Source organism: Marinomonas spartinae (genome assembly GCF_900089775.1).
GTDB classification, from domain to species: domain Bacteria; phylum Pseudomonadota; class Gammaproteobacteria; order Pseudomonadales; family Marinomonadaceae; genus Marinomonas; species Marinomonas spartinae.
The window spans coordinates 1-14861 of sequence record NZ_FLOB01000002.1; the positions used below are offsets into that span (position 1 = coordinate 1).

General features: G+C 43.0%; 15 protein-coding genes. 11 read left to right on the forward strand and 4 right to left on the reverse strand.

Features of this window, described 5'->3' with window-relative positions; all coding sequences use genetic code 11:
• Positions 1–341: 341 nt before the first annotated feature.
• The 7 genes from MSP8886_RS04135 (at position 342) to MSP8886_RS04165 (ending at position 7789) form a co-directional block, all read left to right on the forward strand.
• Positions 342–821, forward strand: coding sequence for an FKBP-type peptidyl-prolyl cis-trans isomerase (locus MSP8886_RS04135; protein ID WP_067013071.1), 480 nt, complete (start codon positions 342–344; stop codon positions 819–821).
• A gap of 231 nt (positions 822–1052) precedes the next feature.
• Complete coding sequence (locus tag MSP8886_RS04140; RefSeq protein WP_067013074.1) at positions 1053–1427, forward strand: hypothetical protein; 375 nt, start codon at positions 1053–1055, stop codon at positions 1425–1427.
• Positions 1424–2800, forward strand: coding sequence for a class II fumarate hydratase (locus MSP8886_RS04145; protein ID WP_067013076.1), 1377 nt, complete (start codon positions 1424–1426; stop codon positions 2798–2800). Before MSP8886_RS04140 ends, MSP8886_RS04145 begins: the two co-directional genes overlap by 4 nt.
• 347 nt (positions 2801–3147) lie before the next feature.
• On the forward strand, positions 3148–3618 hold the full coding sequence (locus MSP8886_RS04150) for a MarR family winged helix-turn-helix transcriptional regulator (RefSeq protein ID WP_067013078.1): 471 nt from the start codon (positions 3148–3150) through the stop codon (positions 3616–3618).
• An 11-nt stretch (positions 3619–3629) separates the two neighbouring features.
• Positions 3630–5063, forward strand: coding sequence for an efflux transporter outer membrane subunit (locus MSP8886_RS04155; protein ID WP_067013080.1), 1434 nt, complete (start codon positions 3630–3632; stop codon positions 5061–5063).
• Between the two features lie 8 nt (positions 5064–5071).
• Complete coding sequence (locus tag MSP8886_RS04160; RefSeq protein WP_067014414.1) at positions 5072–6259, forward strand: HlyD family secretion protein; 1188 nt, start codon at positions 5072–5074, stop codon at positions 6257–6259.
• A gap of 9 nt (positions 6260–6268) precedes the next feature.
• Positions 6269–7789 (forward strand): DHA2 family efflux MFS transporter permease subunit, encoded by a 1521-nt coding sequence (locus MSP8886_RS04165; RefSeq protein WP_067013082.1) that lies wholly within the window; start codon positions 6269–6271, stop codon positions 7787–7789.
• An 85-nt stretch (positions 7790–7874) separates the two neighbouring features.
• Here MSP8886_RS04165 and MSP8886_RS04170 read toward each other — a convergent pair whose 3' ends face one another.
• On the reverse strand, positions 7875–8330 hold the full coding sequence (locus tag MSP8886_RS04170) for a GNAT family N-acetyltransferase (RefSeq protein ID WP_067013083.1): 456 nt from the start codon (positions 8328–8330) through the stop codon (positions 7875–7877).
• Positions 8331–8490: 160 nt separating this feature from the next.
• Here MSP8886_RS04170 and MSP8886_RS04175 point away from each other — a divergent pair, with 160 nt between their 5' ends.
• Entirely contained in the window at positions 8491–8925 is a 435-nt protein-coding gene (locus MSP8886_RS04175) for a GNAT family N-acetyltransferase (RefSeq protein ID WP_067013085.1), read from the forward strand.
• Between the two features lie 76 nt (positions 8926–9001).
• Here the strand turns inward: MSP8886_RS04175 and MSP8886_RS04180 are convergent, their stop codons facing one another.
• Together MSP8886_RS04180 and MSP8886_RS04185 are read right to left on the reverse strand one after the other, a co-directional pair.
• Positions 9002–9268 carry a DUF3820 family protein gene (locus tag MSP8886_RS04180; protein ID WP_067013087.1) on the reverse strand — a complete coding sequence of 89 codons (267 nt, stop codon included), beginning with the start codon at positions 9266–9268 and terminating at the stop codon, positions 9002–9004.
• A gap of 64 nt (positions 9269–9332) precedes the next feature.
• Positions 9333–10217 carry a LysR family transcriptional regulator gene (locus tag MSP8886_RS04185; RefSeq protein WP_067013089.1) on the reverse strand — a complete coding sequence of 295 codons (885 nt, stop codon included), beginning with the start codon at positions 10215–10217 and terminating at the stop codon, positions 9333–9335.
• A 243-nt stretch (positions 10218–10460) separates the two neighbouring features.
• Here MSP8886_RS04185 and MSP8886_RS04190 point away from each other — a divergent pair, with 243 nt between their 5' ends.
• Positions 10461–11579: an S-(hydroxymethyl)glutathione dehydrogenase/class III alcohol dehydrogenase gene (locus MSP8886_RS04190; RefSeq protein WP_067013091.1), complete on the forward strand. Its 1119-nt coding sequence runs from the start codon at positions 10461–10463 to the stop codon at positions 11577–11579.
• A gap of 73 nt (positions 11580–11652) precedes the next feature.
• Positions 11653–12483 (forward strand): S-formylglutathione hydrolase, encoded by an 831-nt coding sequence (fghA, locus tag MSP8886_RS04195; RefSeq protein WP_067013093.1) that lies wholly within the window; start codon positions 11653–11655, stop codon positions 12481–12483.
• A gap of 66 nt (positions 12484–12549) precedes the next feature.
• Here fghA and MSP8886_RS04200 read toward each other — a convergent pair whose 3' ends face one another.
• Positions 12550–13173, reverse strand: coding sequence for a LysE family translocator (locus MSP8886_RS04200; protein WP_067013095.1), 624 nt, complete (start codon positions 13171–13173; stop codon positions 12550–12552).
• Positions 13174–13390: 217 nt separating this feature from the next.
• On the opposite strand from MSP8886_RS04200, the gene MSP8886_RS04205 reads away from it, so the two are divergent.
• Positions 13391–14812, forward strand: coding sequence for an aminotransferase-like domain-containing protein (locus MSP8886_RS04205; protein WP_067013097.1), 1422 nt, complete (start codon positions 13391–13393; stop codon positions 14810–14812).
• The last annotated feature ends 49 nt before the right edge of the window (positions 14813–14861 follow it).

Genomic DNA, 14861 nt, shown 5'->3' on the forward strand with positions numbered 1-14861 from the left:
GCTGAGTTTCTGTAAGATGGCTTCTTTAAAGGCTCTTGAATGTCTTTGGTAATCCACTGGTTTTAACTTACCGCCCCCTGTCTATTTATAATATCAAATGAGGCGACAACTATCCTGACACAGGGGGACACCCTGTTTATGTACTGAATCATAATTTAGAGCAGAAGTTAGCGGCCTCCATGATCAAAAATATCACCATCAAGAAAAATGAGTTGTTGCTTGGTCTGTTTTAAATGGAGCAAGAAGAGTCTAGGTACTCGCCATTTTCTGCGGAGCTTCTATAATGTTGCGCAAAATACGCGATGGTATTTATCAGGCCGATTTATTTTAGAGGAAAGAACATGTCAATAGCAGACAATCAAGTTGTCACGTTTCACTACACACTTCGTCATGGTGATGAACTGATCGAAACATCCGCAGGTAAAGATCCCATTTCCTATCTGCATGGTCACAGTAATGTCATCCCTGGCCTTGAAAAAGCCATGGAAGGAAAAGAAGCCGGTGCTGAATTTGAAGTCACGGTTCCTATGGCTGAAGCTTATGGGGAGCGTCATGAAGATCGTCAACAACAAGTGCCAGTAAAACACCTTCAAGGCGCAAAGCGCTGGAAGCCTGGTATGGTTGCGATGGTTCAGACCGATCAAGGCGCGCGTCAAGTCACCATTATTAAAGCTGGTCTTAAACATGCCACAGTGGATTTGAATCATCCTCTGTCTGGTAAGGATTTGACTTTCAATGTCGAAATTGTTGACACACGTGAGGCGACGGATGATGAAATAGCGCACGGCCATGCTCATGGGCTGGGGGGACACCAACACTAAGAGTACTCACTCGCTTATCAGATTTATAATGACAAAAAAACCACCAGTCGTAATGTCCTAGAACATTGCTCTGGTGGTTTTTTTATGGTGTGTATTGATGGTGCGTGAATGTTGTCAGAGATCATGTATGAAGCTAAAAATAAATGATAATCGTTATTGTTTTCTTGACAGCTCAATAATTCGATAACATTATTGATAATCATTATCATCTCAATAGTGTAGGACAAGATTATGAGCCATCATATAGTGCCTTTCTCCGTGTTTGAACAAATGATTCAAGGTGGACGATGTGCCGATACCCCGCAAGTGCTTTACCGTTACCTTGACATAAGTGAAGAGTACGCTGAGCGGCTAAGTATAAATGATGCGATGTCTTTGCATCAGCGCGTATTTAATGTTTTGCTTGATACAGTGTGTGATACCAGTTTGGCGATCTACTGGCGCGAAACCTGTTTAGATATGTTGTATCGCCCTTTGGCGAACTTAAAGCGTCTCATTATTACTTACCAAGATGCTAAGTCCTATTTTAAACTGGAGCATGATCTGCGCACGCTGAGTCACTACTTTCTTTCCAGCTTACAACAAGAAGGCGATGAAACAAGATGAAAACGCGTATTGAAAAAGACAGCATGGGTGAGTTAAATGTTCCAGAAGGTGCTCTATATGGCGCGCAAACACAGCGAGCTATTAATAACTTTCCGATTAGCGGTGAGCCACTACCAGAAGCCTTTATTCGAGCTTTGATTACCCTAAAAGCTGCCGCAGCTCGGGCGAATCAGTCCCTTGAGTGCATCACACCAGAGATGTCTATCGCCATTCAGGCAGCCTGTGATGAACTGCTTAATGATCCTGCGTTGATGAGCCACTTTCCTGTCGATGTCTTCCAAACGGGTTCTGGTACCAGTACTAATATGAACGCGAACGAAGTGATCGCGACGCTGGCGACCCGTCATTTGGGGGAAAAGGTAAGCCCGAACGATCACGTAAATTATGGGCAAAGCAGTAATGACATCATTCCAACCGCTATTCATGTGAGCGCTTCAATAGAGCTACTTGGGCATTTAATACCTGCTATTACTCATTTGAAAAAGGCGATTGAAGAGAAGGGAGATGCTCTGGCCGGCTATACTAAAACAGGTCGTACCCATTTAATGGATGCCATGCCTGTGCGTTTTGACCAAACCTTTCATGGCTGGGCGGCACAATTGCAAGACAACTTAGATAATCTAAGGTACATAGAAGGTAAGATTACGCAATTAGCTCAAGGTGGTACGGCTGTAGGCACTGGCATTAATGCTCATCCAGAATTCGCGGCGGTATTTGCCAAAGAGCTATCGGATTTGACCCATATTACCTTTGAGCCAGGAAAGAACTTCTTTGCCTTAATTGGCTCTCAAGATACAGCGGTTGCATTATCGGGTCAGCTGAAAGCGGTTGCTGTTAGCTATATGAAAATTGCCAATGATCTGCGCTGGATGAACTCTGGCCCATTAGCAGGCTTAGGTGAAATTACGCTGCAAGCGTTGCAGCCTGGTTCATCCATTATGCCGGGAAAGGTCAATCCAGTGATTCCAGAAGCCACTGCGATGGTAGCCGCTCAGGTAATCGGTAACGATGCCGCTATTACTATTGGCGGTCAAGCGGGCAACTTTGAATTAAATGTTATGTTGCCAATGATCGCCAAAAACCTGCTTAACAGCATTAAATTATTAGCTAATAGTGCCTATCTTCTGGCAGACAACGCTATCTCGACACTAACCGTTAATGAAGACAAGCTCAATGATGCTTTGCACCGTAATCCTATCCTAGTAACCGCTTTGAATCCGATTATTGGTTATCTTAAAGCCGCTGACATTGCTAAAAAGGCCTACAAAGAAGGCCGGCCTGTGGTGGACGTGGCAGAAGAAGAAACCGACTTAAGTCGAGAAGAGCTGCTTGCTTTGCTAGATCCCGCTAAGCTGACACAGGGCGGAATATAGCGCTTTTTTAGGCAAGTCTACTTGTTCTGTTCCTTCTAGGGGCTTGCAACACCCTAGAAGTGTTTTATTTGGTTATTCCCTTACCAAATAAGGCAAAAAAACCAGCTTATTTTGCTGGTTTTTTTTGCCTTAAAATTAGAGTTTTCTTGTTGCTTACCAATAGGGAGGTGGCATCGTTTTATCTGAAAACAGTGAACTAAATGTGTACTAAATAATAAACTTTTCAGTGATCGTCATTGGCTACTGTTTAACGATTGACGACGGATAAGAAGGGGTGGAATAATTTACTTGCCTATGCAATTGTTGCATAGGCAAGTAAATTTATTCGGGTTTTAATTAAATCAATCATGACGCTAAATAAACAACAAATTAATGAGCAATTATTTTCCAGTATTGGTTTTTTGCTTGGTAGAACGAACCATATAAAGGATCGCCTTCTTGACCAATATTTAGCTCAAGAAGAGATTACCTCCAGTCAAGTTAAGGTACTTTTGATACTTTACTTTATGGGAACTCAGCGTTCTTCCGATATTAGTAAAACATTGAGTGTTGATGGTAGTGCAATGACGCGAATGTTAGATCGATTAGAGAAAAAGCAACTCATTAAGCGAGAGACGGACCTTGAAGATCGTCGCTCTACTCTCATTCAGTTGACAGAAGAGGGCCGTATTGTGACCGATAGGGCAATGCCTTTTATACAGACGGCGATAGATCACTTAGTGGACTGCTTATCAACGCAAGAACAGCAAAATCTCCAGCATTGTTTAAGCAAAATAGTCAGTTCTTTTCCCTCAGAAAAGTTCGTATTGTCTAAATAAAAGGATGCAAAATGTTAAAGTTGGCAAAAATTACTACTTTTATGTCGTTATGCTTTCTGTACGGCTGTGCGCCGCCAGCATATATTAAAACGCATAATACCATGGATGGTGATGCCCTGATTAAACACGCGAGCGACTTACAAACAAAGCATTTGTATTCTGCTAATTGGCCTGCCCAGTCCTGGTGGCTGTCATTAGATGACGCTCAGTTGAATCGACTTATTACTCAGGCGTTAAAACACAGTCCCGATATGCAAATGGCAAACGCAAATTTAGAAAAAGCGTCGGCTTATGTGATGGCGGCAGACAGTAAATTTGATCCTGTAGTTTCTGCGAATGCGGGAGCGACTCGTTCGCGCTTGTCTCGTATAGAAGACCCTGCCTACCAAGGAAGTCGGTACGGAACCGTCTATAATCTTGGCTTAAATATGAACTACTCTTTTGATTTATGGGGTGGGAATAAAGCGGCTTGGATTGCCAGTGTCAATGATCAAAAAGCAGCGGAAATAGATCATCAAGCCGCAAAAATTAAATTATCTTCGGCTATTATTCGCACTTATGTGCAGCTTGCAAATGCTTATTCTTTAGAAGACCTAGCAAAGGATGATCTTAAGCGAACACAGCGCATTGTTTCCATTACTCAACTACTCTTGAAGAATGGTTTAACATCAGACGACCACTTATACACAGCACAAAGTAATGAGGCGTCAGCCAAACAAGTCTTGAAACAACGTGCTTTGTCGATTCAGTTATTGAAAAATGCCTTAGCTACTTTGGTAGGAGAAGGGCCGGATCTTGCCGATACCATAACTCGTCCTACTGTCGAGATGGGAAATAAGCTTAGATTGCCGCAACAACTACCAGCGAACTTAATGGCGCATCGTCCCGACATCGTAGCGGCAAAATGGCGTGTCGAGGCGGCAAGTAAGAACATTGATGTTGCTAAAACACGTTTTTATCCCAATGTGAACTTAAGTGCGGCGGCAGGTTTTAAAGCGGTTGCGGGGGACGCATTCTTTGGTGAACCAAGCCGTTCTTGGAGCGTTGGTCCAGCGATTTCCTTACCTTTATTTACGAAAGATCTAAAAGCTAATTTGATTAATAAAACAGCGTCTTATGACACGGCTGTTGCTCAATACAATAAGATCATCACTAAAGCGTTCGGGGATATAGCTGACAAAGTGTTATCGATTAAGTCCATCAATGAGCAAATAAAAGACGCGCAAAAAAGTCTCCAGTTAGCATCCAAAAGCTACCACATCACAGAAAAACGTTACCAGTCAGGTATGGGGAGTCAGCTAGAAGTGCTGCTCATTGAAAATCAATTACTACAAGCTGAATCGGTCGTCACCCAATTGAAAAACCAACTGCAAGAGCAGCAAGTCGCCTTAGTTGAGGCGTTAGGTGGTGGCTTTGAAGATAAATCAACTTCTATTGATGGGTGAACAAAATTATGCAAGACAATGACAACACAGTGACACCAAAGAAGAGCCAACGTAAGAAGAGTTTAATGATCTTTCTTGGCATAATTATTTTGGGTGCGATCGGAGTAGGCGGGTACTACGAAGAATTTGTTGTGGGTAATACAACAACAGATGATGCGTACGTAAAAGGTAATATTGTCTCTATTACGCCAGAGACAGTGGGTACTGTCACGGAAATTGCTGCGGATAATGGCGACTTTGTGAAAAAAGGGCAGGTGTTAGTACGGTTCGATCAAACCGATGCTGATCTGCAGTTTGAAAATGCGAAAGCACAATTAGCCCAAGCGGTTCGAAAAGTGCGGGCTATGTTTAATAATGTGACTCAAGCCGAAGCCGTAGTTGAGGCGAATAAGATTGCTCTTCACAAAGCACAAAGAGACTATGATCGCCGTAAAAACATGGTCAAAGCAGGTGGTTTGTCTCAAGAAGATTTAAGCCACGCAAAAGACATGGTGGAGTCAGCGCAAACCCAACTGAATGTAGCGGAGGAGCAGCTGAAGGCTCAATCCTCTATGATATCGGGCACCACAGTGGAAACGCATCCAATTGTTTTATCAGCCATTTCAGCGTTGAAGCAGGCCTATCTAGCTAAGCAGCGTACCAGTATTGTAGCCCCTGTCACCGGTTATGTGGCACGTCGTCAAGTACAGTTAGGGCAGCGTGTTTCACCAAACTCTACTTTAATGGCGGTTGTACCTCTTAATGAAGTGTGGGTCGATGCCAACTTCAAAGAGACGCAGCTGGATAATATGCGTATTGGACAGCCAGTGAAGTTAGTAAGCGACCTTTATGGTGACAAGGTGGTCTACCACGGTACGGTAGAAAGCTTGGGAATCGGTACTGGCAGCGCGTTTTCTGTGCTACCTGCACAAAATGCGACGGGCAACTGGATTAAAATCGTTCAACGTTTACCTGTTCGAATTAAGCTGGATACCAATGACCTAGCAGCTCATCCTCTGCGTATTGGTTTGTCGATGAATGTCGATGTGGATACAGTCACGCAAACGGGCAAGTTGTTATCAACTAGCAGCCCTAAAAAGCCACGCTATGAAACCAATGTCTACCAGAAGCAGATGGAAAACATCCAGCAGATCGTTAGCAGAATTATAAAAGACAATGATCCCCAACTAAACCATGCACCTAAAAACAAGTCGTAAGGGTGACCTATGAGCCAACAAGAAGGGTTTCGACCAGCGAATATGGCGCTCTGTGTGTTCGCCATTGCGCTGGGGGTATTTATGCAGGTGTTGGATACCACTATTGCCAACGTCGCGTTGCCGACCATTTCTGGCAATATGGGTGTCAGTTTTACCCAAGGTACTTGGGTCATTACGTCGTTTACCGTTTGTAATGCCATAGGGTTGCCGATTACCTCTTGGTTGAGTCGTCGGTTTGGTGAAGTTCAGTTCTATATTGCGGCTTTGTTTTGCTTTATAGCGACGTCATTCATGTGTGGTATCTCGCAAAACATGGCTGAGATCGTGTTTTTTCGGGCCCTACAAGGTTTATCGGCGGCTCCTTTGTTTCCAATGAGCCAAGTGTTATTGATGTCGATCTTTCCGCGAGCAAAGCGCGGGATGGCCTTGGCTTTGATCGGCATGGTAGCGGTTGTTGGTCCGATCGTTGGCCCAATATTAGGTGGGTGGTTAACCTATAATTACAGCTGGCCATGGATTTTCTTTATTAATATACCGGTTGGTATTTTTTCCATCGTGGTAATTTTGTCGCAATTTAAAAATCGTCCGCAGGAAAAAACCAAACCGAAATTAGATATGGTTGGTTTGGTGTCCATGGCCCTTGGGGTTGGTGCGCTGCAAATTGTATTAGACAAAGGGAATGACTTAGATTGGTTTGCCAATAACTGGATTATTGCAGGTTCAGTCTTTGCTGCCATCATGTTGATCTTTATGGTGATTTGGGAATTAACTGACGAACATCCGGTCATTAATCTGCGTCTGTTTGCTAATCGTAACTTTTGTGTTGGCACCATTTTGTTGACGCTTGGCTACGGTGGCTTTTTCAGTATCAACCTGATTCTTCCCCAATGGCTGCAAACCCAAATGGGTTATACCGCGTTATGGGCGGGTCTGGCTGCGGCACCAATGGGGGTCTTGCCGTTGCTGCTGTCACCTATTCTGGGTAAGCTTGGGCATAGACTTGATATGCGTTGGTTAGCGGCTAGCTCATTTGTGGTGATTGGAATCAGCTGTTATTGGCGGGCACATTTTAATTTGGACGTGAATTTTGCCACAGTGGCGTTAGTTCAGTTATTTATGGGATTGGGAATAGGGCTATTTTTTATGCCCACGACGACCATTTTGATGTCGGATCTAAATGGTCACGAAATTGCTGATGGTGCTTCTCTATCAAGCTTTATTAGAACCTTGGGGGCGAGCTTCTCATCTTCTCTTACAGCATGGATATGGGCACGTAACTCAAGTCTTCATCATTCGTTACTGAGTGAAAATATCTCGCAATATAACCCATTGGTGTCGCAACAACTTCAACACCCAACGGTAGAAAGCTTGTTGCAATTTAATCAATCGGTGACCTCACAAGGCTTAATGCTGTCGACAATTGATCTGTTTGCAATGTTGACGGTGTTATTCCTAGTGCTCACGCCTTTTGTTTTCTTTACCAAAAAAGCGGCTAGTGATGACTCTAGCAGCGTTTCTGGTGGCCATTAAAAAGGAAAATGAGATCAAGAGTACCGAACGCTCTCAGAACAGAAATTGGGGGCGTTTCGGTATGTTGTTTTTAACGTTACTCATGTTAAAGCGCTTTGCTCATAAAGACGCTATATGGGTCGAGTTTATAATCGGCAAATGGCCCACATTCTGTAAAACCGTATTTTTGGTAGAGCCTTCTTGCAGGTTCAAAGAAATTCTGTGAACCTGTTTCTAAACTGATTTTCTTCATCCCTTGTTCCATGGCTGTACGCAAAATATGCTGTAAAAGTGAAGAGGCTACCCCTTTATTGCGCGCGGTATTGTTCGTTCGCATGGATTTTATCTCGCCGTGGGTTGCATCTAATTGTTTGAGGGCACCACAGCCAAGTAGTTGATCGTTTTCCCACACTGTCCAGAAGGTAATATTGGACTTTTTTAATCCACTTAAATCCAGAGCATGAACACTTTCTGCGGGAGACGTAGCATGCATGTCGTTTAGATGCTCAGTCAATAACTGTGCGATTTCTGGGCCAGACAAATCATCGACTTGAATATTCATAGGTGTCCTTAAGCATTATTTTCTTGGTGTATATGGCTTTCTTATCGAACTGCTTGATTCGTAACAAATATAATGCTTATCTTGGGTTCTTTCTACAACTTCGTTAAATCGCAAGCAACAACACGACATTTTTGCACTGATGAGCAAAAGAGGAGTTCGAATGATGATGGGGTTGACTTTACGACTTGCCAGCATGAAAGATGCCGACTGCTTATTTGAATGGCGTAATGATCCTGAAACAAGAAAGGCAAGTCATTCAACCGAGTGGGTCGAAGTGGCCGATCATATGCAATGGTTAAAAGCCTCTTTGAGCAACTCAAATCGACGCTTGTATATTGCTGAAAAAAAACATGTATCCGTTGGCACAATTCGAGCGGACTTTGATAACGGTACTTGGACGCTATCTTGGTCTGTTTCTCCTCGCTATCGAAATAAGGGAATAGCCTCCCAAATGCTGGCTTTGGCGGTTAAAAAATTCAATGAACCGCTTGCTGCAGAGGTGAAAGCTCAGAATATCGCGTCAATAAAAGTGGCACAACGAGCAGGCTTTATTTTGCAGCGGGAGCAGGAGGGAGTGTTGTACTTTCAACGCTGAGCCTACTATTGCCTATGATCTATTCATTGTGTGTTATACCTGAAGCCTCTTTTTAGCCATTCGATTATAAAGCGATTTACTCGTCATCAAAACGAATGCGCACTTTCGGCCCGTTTGGTTTTTCCTCTTCTGGTAAACGCAGCGGATCGACCAACTTTTCTAGACCATTGATCTTGATTTCTAATGCCAATTGTAGCCATTGTCCCAAATTACCACTTGGCCATCCCTCGTGGGCAAACCAAAGTAAGTAAGCTTCGGGTAGATCAATCAGAATTCGGCCTTGATATTTACCAAACGGCATGGTTTGTCGTGCAACCTGCAGCAGGTCTTGTTGAGAAAACATAGTGGGCCCATTCATATAGTCGTTTGAGGGTATTTAAACATAGAGCCATTTTAAAGGCCAAACCCTAAAATGGCGGGTTGTCTTTAAAGCATTGGATTAGATAGTCACAGATGCTTTGTAGCTTAGGAGAGGTTTGTCGTACCTTTGGATACACCAACCAGACGCCGCTGTAAGGGTACTGATATTGTGGTAAGAGAGCGATTAACCTGCCTGACGCTAATTCATCGGTGACATAATAATCCGGTAACTGGGCAATACCTAAGCCTTTTTTGACCGCATCCAACAGAGCTGGCCCCGAGTTGCTGCGCCAGTTACTGGAGATTTTCACCTCTTTACGCTGGCCATCTTGCTGAAACAGCCAATGGGTTTTTGAGCCTATTAAACAGCGGTGTTTATTTAACTCGGATAGAGTGTGGGGAATACCATGTTGATCAACATATTCCCGTGAAGCGCACAGATGCTCGGCCCGGTCACATAAGCGTCTTGATAAATGGCTGGAGTCTTTTAAGGCACCCATGCGGATAGCAAGGTCATAACCTTCTTCAATTAAATCCACTTCACGGTTGGTTAGATGAAAATCCAATTCTATCTTTGGGTATTTGAGCAAAAAGTCGTTGATGATAGGCGCGATGTAACGCTCGCCAAACGTGGTCGCGCAAGTCATTTTGAAGGGGCCAATCGGGGCTTGATTAAAAGTAGATACGACTTCTTCGGCGTTACTTAATGCTTCAGGCAAGCTACGGCAATGCTGATAATACAGTTCGCCAGCTTCGCTTAAACGAATGCGCCTTGTGGTGCGAAATAGTAGGGTGGTCCCCAGCTCGTTTTCTAAGTGCGTGATTAAGCGGCTGATGTGCGATGCCGAGACGTTGAGTTTGATTGCCGCCGCTGAAAAACTACCTTGTCTGACGACTTCGACAAAGGCTTCCATCGCTTCCCAGTTCTTCATGTATTCACTCTCATTTTTACGTGTATTGATCGTGTTATATTATAACAATATAGCTTTATATGGGAGTTATTATTGCAGTATAACAATAATGATTTTCTAAAATAGGCATTATCGTCCTAATCATTAGCGTCTACACTGTGGAAACTGAAGAGGATGAAGATTTTTACTGTCCTTAATCCTATCAATCTATTCTAGTTTTTTAGTTAAAACGTTAATGATTAACACAAGACTTGGGAGAAGATAATGAAATGTAAAGCTGCTGTTGCTTGGGGACCAGGCCAACCTCTTAAAATAGAAGAAGTGGATGTGCAAGATCCGCAAAAAGGGGAGGTCTTGGTACGTATGGTCGCAACGGGTGTTTGTCACACTGATGCGTTCACTTTGTCAGGTGAAGATCCAGAAGGTGTTTTCCCTGCGATTCTTGGTCATGAAGGTGCGGGTGTTGTTGAAGCCGTTGGTGAAGGGGTTACTAGCCTTAAAGTCGGCGATCATGTTATTCCACTTTACACAGCAGAGTGTGGCGAATGTAAGTTCTGTAAGTCTGGTAAAACCAACCTATGTAGTGCCGTCCGTGAAACACAAGGTAAAGGCCTAATGCCAGATGGCACGTCTCGTTTCAGTATTAATGGCGAGCCGATTTATCACTATATGGGAACCTCTACTTTTTCTGAATACAGTGTCGTTCCTGAGATTTCTCTGGCGAAAATTCACGTTGATGCACCGCTAGAAAAAGTATGTTTGCTAGGTTGTGGTATCACCACAGGTATTGGCGCGGTACTCAACACAGCGAAAGTAGAGGAAGGCGATACCGTTGCTGTATTTGGTTTGGGTGGCATTGGTTTATCTGTTATCCAAGGTGCTCGTATGGCTGGTGCTTCTCGTATTATCGCCATCGACATTAACGAATCCAAATTTGAAATGGCGAAACAATTTGGTGCGACTGACTGTGTTAATCCGAAAAACTTTGATGCGCCAATCCAACAAGTGATTGTTGAAATGACAGATGGTGGTGTGGATTACTCTTTCGAGTGTATTGGTAACGTACAAGTGATGCGTTCTGCCCTTGAGTGTTGTCACAAAGGTTGGGGTGAGTCCATCATCATTGGTGTTGCAGGCGCAGGCCAAGAAATCTCTACGCGTCCATTCCAATTAGTAACAGGTCGAGTTTGGAAAGGGTCTGCTTTTGGTGGTGTAAAAGGTCGTACCCAACTGCCAGGTTACGTAGAAGAGTATATGAATGGCAAGATCGAAATCGACCCATTCGTAACACACACTATGCCTCTTGAGCAAATCAACGAAGCGTTTGACTTGATGCACAAAGGCGAGAGTATTCGTACTGTCATCCTTTTTGATCAAAAGTAATTGTTAAGATCAGTCGAACCAATCCAATTAGCCATTTAGTGTCACCTAAATGGCTAATGTTTAGGAGAAGAATATGGAACTACTATCTAGCACGAAAAGCTTTGGCGGTTGGTTAAAGCGTTACAAGCATGAAAGTTTATCCGTAAAAAGCGAAATGACGTTTGCTATTTACTTGCCACCTCAAGCAGAAACCCAAAAAGTGCCTGTTTTGTATTGGTTGTCAGGTTTGACTTGTAACGATGAGAACTTTACGCAAAAAGCGGGAGCCTTTCGCAAGGCGTCTGAATTAGGTTTGGCGATTGTTTGTCCTGATACCAGCCCACGAGGTACGGATTATCCGCATGAGCATGAAAGTTACGACTTTGGATCCGCGGCTGGGTTTTACATCAACGCAACCGTTGAGCCTTATTCGAATACCTATCACATGTATGATTACGTGGTGCAAGAACTGCCGCACTTAGTGGAAGCTAACTTCCCTGTGACGGAAAAACGCTCTATCTCTGGTCATTCTATGGGCGGTCACGGTGCCTTGATTTGTGCCCTGAAAAATCCAGAAAAATATCAGTCCGTCTCGGCTTTTGCTCCCATTGCGAATCCGACCAATTGCCCTTGGGGCGAAAAAGCCTTTACTGGATACTTAGGTGAAGACAAAGCCACTTGGAACGAATGGGATGCGACATTGCTTGTTGAAAATGCAAGTGAACGCTTACATTTACTGATCGACCAAGGTGAAGCCGACAACTTCCTAGAAGAGCAACTCAAACCAGACGTGCTTCTTGAAGCCTGCGAAAAAGCAGATCACCCGATTACCCTACGTCGCCAACTTGGCTACGACCACAGCTACTTCTTTATCGCCAGCTTTATTGATGACCACCTAGAGCATCATGCGAAAGCATTAAGTTGATATTGTTTTTCCTTTTATTGGAATCTGCAAAAAACGAGCTACGGCTCGTTTTTTTCTTGAAATGGATTAAAAAATTCCCGATGCAGCGAGTAGCGAGCCAAATAACATAAAGAAAATTCCTACGAGTTTATTTCCGGTGTTTGCTGCTTTAGGCGATTTTATTCTTGATGACAAATATTCTGCAATGAAGGCGTAGATAGATAAGGTGGCAAATTTAATGAGCACGCTGCTGAGTACCAAAATGATAAATAGCTGTAGATTAGGCGTTCCATGGCTTTCAAATTGTGGCAGCAAGGCCGAAAAATAGATTATGGCTTTCGGGTTGCTTATACCGATAAAAAAGGATTGCCGCCAAAGCTTCCAGAATCCTTCTTTTCTCATATTGGCTTCATCACCTAGTTTTACGGATTTTTTGGTAAAAGATTTAAATCCTAAATAAATGAGGTAAATCGCACCGAGTATTTTTAGTCCGCCAAAGAGTGTTGGGTGTTGGGAAAAAAATATGTCTATTCCTGCAGATGATATTAGTCCCATGATACATATCGCTAACACATCACCTGTAAGAACAAAGATGGCTTGAAATTTTCCATATCTAATGGCGTTGTTTATGAGGTTTACAGTCGATGGGCCGGGGCTTCCAGTTTGTATTGTTGTCAGGCAAATAAACACCAACCATACGCTAATGGTCATCGTTTTCTCCAAGTTAATTGATAGGTTTTGGAATTGGTTAGAGATGCAATCAGTCAGGCAGTGGCTATCTCGTAATTGATTATCGGTGGATTTTTGCCCTGTTAAAATGTATAGAGTTTTGCTAATTTAAGTATACAGGAAAGCATTTTATGACTTCTGTATATCTTATTTTGTTCTCCTTTGTATGTTTTGAAGCTGTACGGAGCAACCAGTTGCCATGCCCCAATATGTCGATATTGCGAATGTTATTTCTGATCGGATTCAAAAAGGGTTTTATCGCCCTGGAGAGAAGCTGCCTTCCATGAGAGAAATTTGTACTTCGTTTAGTGTTAGTCTTGGTACAGCGCAAAACGCTTATCACTTTCTAGAAGAAAATGGCTTGGTGATTCCTATTGAAAAAACAGGCTATTTTGTTCGTCAAGGCCAATTAGCAAGTGGCCATTTACCCAATGTTCAGCCTGTTACTCAAGAACCTGTAGATATTAAGAACTGGCATAGCATTTTAGAGTTAGCTGCAAGCTCTCCTAGCGATGGTGTACTTCAATTAGGACGTGGTATGCCTGATGTAGATTCTTCTTCATTAAAGCCTTTGCTGAAAGCGCTTAGTCAAACGGGTAGAAGCACCGATAAACGAGCGCTCTACTACGATGATATTTCGGGCATGAAAAAGTTAAGAGAACAGATATCTCGAATGCTAATTGATTCAGGTTGTGATATTGCTGCGGAAGAATTAATTATTACTAGTGGATGCCAAGAGGCGTTGTCTATTGCTATTCGAGCTGTTTGTGAACCAGGGGACATTGTTGCAATTGAGTCACCAGCTTTTCATGGTGCAATACAAATTTTACAAGCCTGTGGCGTCAGAGTGTTAGAAGTGCCAACTGATCCTATAACAGGGATAAGTATTGAATCATTAGAGATGATTCTCGAACAGTGGTCAGTGAAGCTGATTCAAGTTACGCCCAATTGTAATAACCCCTTAGGTTTTATCATGCCAGAAGAGCGCAAAAGGGAGCTGCTCAATTTAGCCAAGAAATACAATGTGATGATTCTGGAAGATGATATATATGGTGATTTGTCCTATCGCTACCCACGTCCTTTAACCATAAAGTCAATGGATATGGACGGCAGAGTACTACTTTGTGGGTCTTTTTCAAAGACCATTGCTCCGGGACTACGCATTGGCTGGATTGCACCAGCACGTTTTTTTGACCGTGTTTTGTATATGAAATATACAGGAACAGGCAGTACTTCGAGTGCGGCACAGATTGCTGTCGCAAGCTTTATAGAAGATGGATACTACCTACTTCATTTAAGAAAAATGCGCGCTATGTACCACAGAAATTTACAGCAAACGGTCGAATGGATAGGAGAATCGTTTCCTACCGGAATAAGAATGAGTCAGCCTCAAGGCGGCTATATTCTATGGGTAGAATTCCCTAAAAACTTTAATGCCAATGCTTTTAATAAAAGCCTTTTACAGAGAAAAATACAGGTTGTCTCAGGTAGCATTTTTTCATCTTCAGAGCGTCATGGTCACTGCATAAGAATCAACTTTGGACACAAATTAGCGCTTCTTGAAAACGGTATACGAACAATGGGTGAGCTGCTTAAAAATGAATCATTTTATGGCTCGTAACATAATTTGGTGTTAGGTCTAAAACTTATTTTTCAAGCAAAAGAATGTA

Excerpts from the sequence above, each read along its gene's own strand:
- MSP8886_RS04170 (WP_067013083.1), bottom strand. The coding sequence starts at position 8,330 with ATGAATATTCAAGTCGATGATTTGTCTGGCCCAGAAATCGCACAGTTA.
- MSP8886_RS04185 (WP_067013089.1), bottom strand. The coding sequence starts at position 10,217 with ATGAAGAACTGGGAAGCGATGGAAGCCTTTGTCGAAGTCGTCAGACAA.
- MSP8886_RS04145 (WP_067013076.1), top strand. The coding sequence starts at position 1,424 with ATGAAAACGCGTATTGAAAAAGACAGCATGGGTGAGTTAAATGTTCCA.
- MSP8886_RS04175 (WP_067013085.1), top strand. The coding sequence starts at position 8,491 with ATGATGATGGGGTTGACTTTACGACTTGCCAGCATGAAAGATGCCGAC.
- MSP8886_RS04150 (WP_067013078.1), top strand. The coding sequence starts at position 3,148 with ATGACGCTAAATAAACAACAAATTAATGAGCAATTATTTTCCAGTATT.
- fghA (WP_067013093.1), top strand. The coding sequence starts at position 11,653 with ATGGAACTACTATCTAGCACGAAAAGCTTTGGCGGTTGGTTAAAGCGT.
- MSP8886_RS04165 (WP_067013082.1), top strand. The coding sequence starts at position 6,269 with ATGAGCCAACAAGAAGGGTTTCGACCAGCGAATATGGCGCTCTGTGTG.
- MSP8886_RS04190 (WP_067013091.1), top strand. The coding sequence starts at position 10,461 with ATGAAATGTAAAGCTGCTGTTGCTTGGGGACCAGGCCAACCTCTTAAA.
- MSP8886_RS04200 (WP_067013095.1), bottom strand. The coding sequence starts at position 13,173 with ATGACCATTAGCGTATGGTTGGTGTTTATTTGCCTGACAACAATACAA.
- MSP8886_RS04160 (WP_067014414.1), top strand. The coding sequence starts at position 5,072 with ATGCAAGACAATGACAACACAGTGACACCAAAGAAGAGCCAACGTAAG.
- MSP8886_RS04135 (WP_067013071.1), top strand. The coding sequence starts at position 342 with ATGTCAATAGCAGACAATCAAGTTGTCACGTTTCACTACACACTTCGT.
- MSP8886_RS04155 (WP_067013080.1), top strand. The coding sequence starts at position 3,630 with ATGTTAAAGTTGGCAAAAATTACTACTTTTATGTCGTTATGCTTTCTG.
- MSP8886_RS04205 (WP_067013097.1), top strand. The coding sequence starts at position 13,391 with ATGCCCCAATATGTCGATATTGCGAATGTTATTTCTGATCGGATTCAA.
- MSP8886_RS04180 (WP_067013087.1), bottom strand. The coding sequence starts at position 9,268 with ATGTTTTCTCAACAAGACCTGCTGCAGGTTGCACGACAAACCATGCCG.
- MSP8886_RS04140 (WP_067013074.1), top strand. The coding sequence starts at position 1,053 with ATGAGCCATCATATAGTGCCTTTCTCCGTGTTTGAACAAATGATTCAA.